The following is a 5,199-nucleotide window of genomic DNA, read 5'->3' on the forward strand; positions in this document are numbered from 1 at the left end:
TTCTCCGGGGCTGACCTGTCGAACCTGCTCAACGAGGCGGCGATCCTGACGGCGCGGCGCGAGCGGCAGAGCATCAACGATGAGGCCATCAGCGATGCCCTTGAGCGCATCACGATGGGTCTCACGGCCGCGCCGCTTCAGGACAACGCCAAGAAGCGCCTGATTGCTTATCACGAAATTGGCCACGCCCTGCTGGCCACCCTGCTGCCGAAGTCGGACGACCTCGACAAGGTGACCCTGCTTCCCCGCTCCGGCGGAGTCGGTGGTTTTGCCCGCACGATGCCCGACGAGGAGGTCCTGGATTCGGGCCTGATCAGCAAGGCCTACCTGGAGGCGCGGATGGTGATGGCCATGGGCGGCCGTGCAGCTGAATTGGTGGTCTTCGGACCGAGCGAAATCACCCAGGGCGCCTCGAGTGACCTGGAGATGGTCAGCCGAATCGCCCGGGAGATGGTGACGCGCTATGGCTTCTCGGCCCTGGGCCCCCTATCCCTGGAGGGCGAGGGCTCAGAGGTGTTCCTCGGTCGGGATTGGTTGCGCTCAGAACCCCATCACTCCCAGAAAACCGGGAACCGCATTGACGCCGAGGTGCAGCAGCTGGCCCGCCGCGCCCTCAGCCAGGCGGTCTCCTTGCTGGAGTGCCGCCGGGAACTGATGGACGAGTTGGTCAATCTGCTGATCGAGCGCGAAACCATCGAGGGGCCTGAGTTCCGCGCCGTGGTCGAGCGCGCCGGCGAGCTAGGCGAAGCGAATATCGAGGCTGCGCAGGTAGGTCTGTAGGCCGGCGTCCTGAATCGGCAGCAGGTAGGCGGGCTGACCGCTTCCATTCACATGGGAATGCCAGTAGCCCGGTGGGGTGATGAAGGCACCACCGGCCTGCCAGTCGATCCGCTCGGGATTGCGGATGGTGCCATCGGCGTTGAGGTCGGTACCCACCAGGGTGTAGACCCCAGGCTGGCAATCGATGATCAGATCCAGGGCCACCGATTGATGGCGGTGGGGCGCTTGGGTTGCCCCGTCAGGAACGATGCCGTACATCGCCCAGAGCACATGGGTGACCGTGCGGGTGCTGGGTAGATCGCGGTTGGCCAGCAGCAGGCTGATGCGGTTGCTGCTCGCGCTCCCCGGTTGCTGAGCCAGTTTGAGCAGCTCAGAGCGCAGCCATTCGGCGCGGTAGTGGGTGGCTTCGAAGCGCGGCTGGCTGGGCACGACCCCCAGGTAGCTCAGTAGGGGGGCGTCATGCACCCAGTAGAGAACGCTGGTGCTGCTGGCCTCAAGCAGCGGGGTGCCGCCTGAGGGCAGCACGAACAGATCGCCCTCGCTCCAGTGGATGCTGGTGTCCTGCTCGGCCTCACGGCCATGGCAGACGCCCGTGCCGGAGAGCACAAAGAAGAGGGAACTGGTGGCGCTTGCCGCGGCACGGACGCCCTCTCCAGCTTCGATGCGGATGAAGTGGGCTGCGAGGCCGGGGCTGGTGGCTGGGCCGGTGGTGCCTAATTCAGCGCTGAGGTCCAGCGGAATGATTCCACTGGGACCGCTGCCGTGGAGTTCAGGCCCCCAGCTGCGATAGGGGATCGGTTCGGTGAGACCCCTGCGGATCGGATTGGCCGCCTGTCGGTAATCAAACAGCAGGGCCTTGTCGGCCACAGGCGAGTTTTGGTTGGCCTCAGCCTGGACGCTGAGCCGAAGATCCGCTGATGGACGATCGGGGGTTTGAGTCATCGGGTGACACCAGGTCCAGGGAGAGGTGGCTCTGGGGCGAGCCTGCATGCATGAGTGGCTGGCTGCTGCAGGAATCGCTACAGCGCAGGATCAGCCCCCAGCGACGGCGGGAACGATGCTGACTTCGTCCCCATCCTTGAGGGGGGTGGTTTGGTTCTCGAGGAAGCGAATATCCTCGCTGTTCACGTAAACGTTCAGGAAGCGGCGCAGTTTGCCGGCCTCATCACAGAGGCGTCCCTTGAGACCGGGGTAACGGCCATCGAGCGCGTCAATCAGGCCATCGACGCTGGAGGCGTCCAGGGAGACGCTGGCCTCATCGTTGGTGAACTTCTGAAGGGGGGTCGGGATCAGGACCTGAACGGGCATGGCGGGGAGTGGAAGGGTGTGGACTGGCGGTCGGTCGTGATCAGGCCTGCGCTTGATCGGCCTGGGCTTGCTTCCAAGCGGTGTTGAAGGCGTCGAGTTGTGCCTCGATCGTGTAGGGCTTGCCAATGGCATCCACCACGGCCTCGGTGGTTTTGAGGCCGTTGCCAGTGATGTAGGCCACGGTGCGCTCTTCAGGGTTGATCTTGCCCTGCTCCACCAGCTTCTTCAGGACGGCGATGGTGGTGCCGCCTGCGGTTTCGGTGAAGACGCCCTCGGTTTCAGCCAGGAGCTTGATGCCTTCAACGATCTCGGTGTCGTTGACGTCGGTGATGTTGCCGCCCGTGCGGTTGGCAATGTCAATGGCATAGGGGCCATCGGCCGGGTTGCCGATGGCGATCGACTTGGCGATGGTGTTGGGCTTCACCGGGGTGATGAAGTCGCGGCCCTCGCGGAAGGCGGTGGCGATGGGGTTGCAACCCTCGGCCTGGGCGCCGCTGAAGCGCACGGCCTTCTCCTCCACCAGTCCGCACTTGATGAATTCGTCGAATCCCTTGCGGATCTTCGTGAAGAGGGAGCCGGAGGCCAGGGGCGCGACGATGTGGTCGGGCAGTTCCCAGCCCAACTGCTCGATCACTTCGTAGCCGAGGGTCTTGGAGCCTTCGGAGTAGTAGGGGCGCAGGTTGATGTTGACGAAGCCCCAGCCGTAGGTGTTGGCCACCTCGGAGCAGAGGCGATTCACCTGGTCGTAGTTGCCCTTCACCGCCATCAGGGTGGGGTTGTAGATCAAGGTGCCCAGCACCTTGCCCAGCTCCAGGTCGCTGGGGATGAAGACGCAGCACTCCAGTCCGGCGTGGGCGGCAATGGCGGCGGTGGAGTTGGCGAGGTTGCCGGTGGAGGCGCAGCTGACGGTCTTAAAGCCCAGCTCGCGGGCACGGGTCAGGGCCACTGAAACCACCCGGTCCTTGAAGGACAGGGTCGGCATGTTGACGCCGTCGTTCTTGATATAGAGGCTCTTGAGGCCCAGGCGCTTGGCCAGGTTGTCGGCCTTCAGCAGGGGGGTGAAGCCGGTGCCGACATCGATCGGATCCCCTTCGATCGGCAGGAAATCGCGGTAGCGCCAGATGGAGGCCGGACCGGCTTCGATGGTGGCGCGGCTGACACGGTTGCGGATCGCCTCGTAGTCGTAGACCACCTCGAGGGGACCGAAGCAGACGTCCTCACAGACGTGACGTGCCCCAGGGTCATAGGCCTGGCCGCATTCCTTGCAGCGCAGTCCGGTGAAGGTCGGCCCAACGCTGGAGCGGGAAAGGGTTGCGGTCAAGTTCAGATCCTGAACGTTGGGACGAAATTAGCAGCGCCAATTCACCGGCAGGTTTAAACCCGACCCGCAGGATCGGGTATCTCCAGGTTTGTCTTGAGATCCCCCGTGGCGGCTTGACCGGCCGGTTGTGCTGCCTAGTCTCGGCCAGGGATCGGCTCGGCTTGTGCAGGTATCGGTTCAAGGCCTCAAGCGGCTGTTGCGCTGGCTGGCCAGTGCTGCCCTGGTGCTGGGTTTGTTGGTGCTTCTGCCGCGCCTGGTGATCGAGGCGCAGTGGTTTGCGCAGTTCGATGCCCTCACGGTGGTGCTGCGCCGCTGGTTGTTTCAGTGCCTGGCCTTTGCCCTGGTCCTGGGGTTGGGCCTGCCGCTCCAGCTGCAGCAGCTGCGCCGTTGTTGGCGCCTGAGGCAGGAGGCCCCGCGCAAGCAGCTGCGGGAACGCCCCTTGGCGCCCCTCGCCAGCGGTCCGCTGGTGGCGGTCTTGACCGGCCTGCTCCTGCTGCTGGTGATGGGCCTGAGCTATCTCTTCCTGCAGGCCCGGGGCCTGATCCTGGATCCCTTTGGCGGTGAGGTCATCACCGGCCTCTCGGTCCTGGCGGATCTGCCGCCAGCACTGGTGCTCGGCCTGGCGGTGGTCCTGCTCCCCTGTCTGCTGCGGTGGCCCTACAGCACCCTGCGGATCAGCCTGGCGGCCGCCCTGGCCGGCTCGGCCACGGCCTGCGCCCGTGGTTGGAGCCTCTGGCTGCCGGGTCTGCTGGCCGTTCCCTTTGGCGAGGCCGACCCGCTGACGGGCTTTGACCTGAGCTTCACGGTGCTGCGCCTGCCGGCCCTGCACCTGCTGGTCAGCCTGGTGATCGCCCAGGTCCTGATTGGATTTGTCGGCTGCCTCTGGCTGACCTTCTCGGAAGGGACCTCACTCACCGATCTGCGCTTTCCAGGGTTGAGCCGCGAGCAGCAACGGGTGCTGCAACCGCAGTTGGCGGTCTTGGCCCTGATGGCGGCCCTGAGTTACGGCCTCAGTCCCTTTGACCTGATGGTCGAAGGCAGTGGGGTGGCTTCGGGGGCTGGCTTTGTTGACCTGCACATTCGTCTTCCCCTGCGGCTGCTGTTGGCCCTGCTGCTGTTGATGAGTGGCCTGGGCCTGCTGGTGCCGGTGCCCCGGTCCTGGTTTCGCCGCGCGGCGATGTTGCCCCTGCTGGTGTCCGCCTGCCTGCTGCCGATCGTGGAATGGGGTCTGGCGCCCCTGGTACAGCGGGTCTGGGTGCAGCCCCGGGAGCTGCAACTGGAGACCCCCTATCTCAGGCGCGCCATTGCGGCGACGCGCCGGGCCTTTGGCCTCGAGGCCGTTCGTGAGCTGGATCTCGAGCCCAAACAGCAGCTCAGCGCCGCCGATCTCAAGAGCGCCGAGGGCACCTTGGCCAACGTGCGGCTCTGGGACAGCGGGCCCCTGCTGGAGGCCAATCGCCAGCTGCAGCAACTGCGGCTCTATTACGACTTCCCTTCCGCGGCCGTCGATCGCTATCCGCTGAATGCCGACGCCAGCGCGCTGGGCTCCCAGCAGGTCCTGATCGCTGCCCGGGAACTGGATTCCTCGGCGCTGGCCAAGGGCTCCCGCACTTGGCTCAACCGCCATCTGGTCTTCACCCACGGCTACGGCTTCACGGTCTCGCCGGTGAACGTCTCCGGCAGCGATGGGCTGCCGCTGTATTTCGTCAAGGACCTGGGCCGCAGCGGCCGGGTTCAGGCCCTGCCCCAGCTGGGCCAGAGCCAGAAGCGCGTGGAGCAGTTCCTGCCGG

General features: G+C 65.4%; 4 protein-coding genes and 1 pseudogene. 2 read left to right on the top strand and 3 right to left on the bottom strand.

The window, feature by feature from the left end; all coding sequences use genetic code 11:
* Positions 1–780 (top strand): annotated as a pseudogene (locus QZ184_RS09930) (cell division protein FtsH); the annotation flags it as partial.
* Here QZ184_RS09930 and QZ184_RS09935 read toward each other — a convergent pair.
* The 3 genes from QZ184_RS09935 to thrC all read right to left on the bottom strand — a co-directional run bounded on the left by QZ184_RS09935 (position 739) and on the right by thrC (position 3,409).
* A complete protein-coding gene (locus QZ184_RS09935; protein WP_247478735.1) occupies positions 739–1,722 on the bottom strand; it encodes a cupin in 984 nt (327 codons plus the stop codon). The pseudogene QZ184_RS09930 and the gene QZ184_RS09935 overlap by 42 nt on opposite strands.
* Before the next feature lie 90 nt (positions 1,723–1,812).
* Entirely contained in the window at positions 1,813–2,088 is a 276-nt protein-coding gene (locus tag QZ184_RS09940; protein WP_010317466.1) for a MoaD/ThiS family protein, read from the bottom strand.
* A gap of 40 nt (positions 2,089–2,128) precedes the next feature.
* Positions 2,129–3,409: a threonine synthase gene (gene thrC / locus QZ184_RS09945; protein WP_296416059.1), complete on the bottom strand. Its 1,281-nt coding sequence runs from the start codon at positions 3,407–3,409 to the stop codon at positions 2,129–2,131.
* A 163-nt stretch (positions 3,410–3,572) separates the two neighbouring features.
* Between thrC and QZ184_RS09950 the strand changes: the two genes are divergently transcribed.
* Positions 3,573–5,199 (top strand): UPF0182 family protein (locus QZ184_RS09950; RefSeq protein ID WP_296419396.1); only part of this gene is annotated, 1,627 nt, incomplete at its 3' end.

The sequence above is a fragment of the Vulcanococcus sp. DEBay_Sum22DG08_74 genome, from assembly GCF_017852955.1.
Classification (GTDB): Bacteria; Cyanobacteriota; Cyanobacteriia; order PCC-6307; family Cyanobiaceae; genus Vulcanococcus.

Excerpts from the sequence above, each read along its gene's own strand:
- QZ184_RS09935 (WP_247478735.1), bottom strand. The coding sequence starts at position 1,722 with ATGACTCAAACCCCCGATCGTCCATCAGCGGATCTTCGGCTCAGCGTC.
- QZ184_RS09940 (WP_010317466.1), bottom strand. The coding sequence starts at position 2,088 with ATGCCCGTTCAGGTCCTGATCCCGACCCCCCTTCAGAAGTTCACCAAC.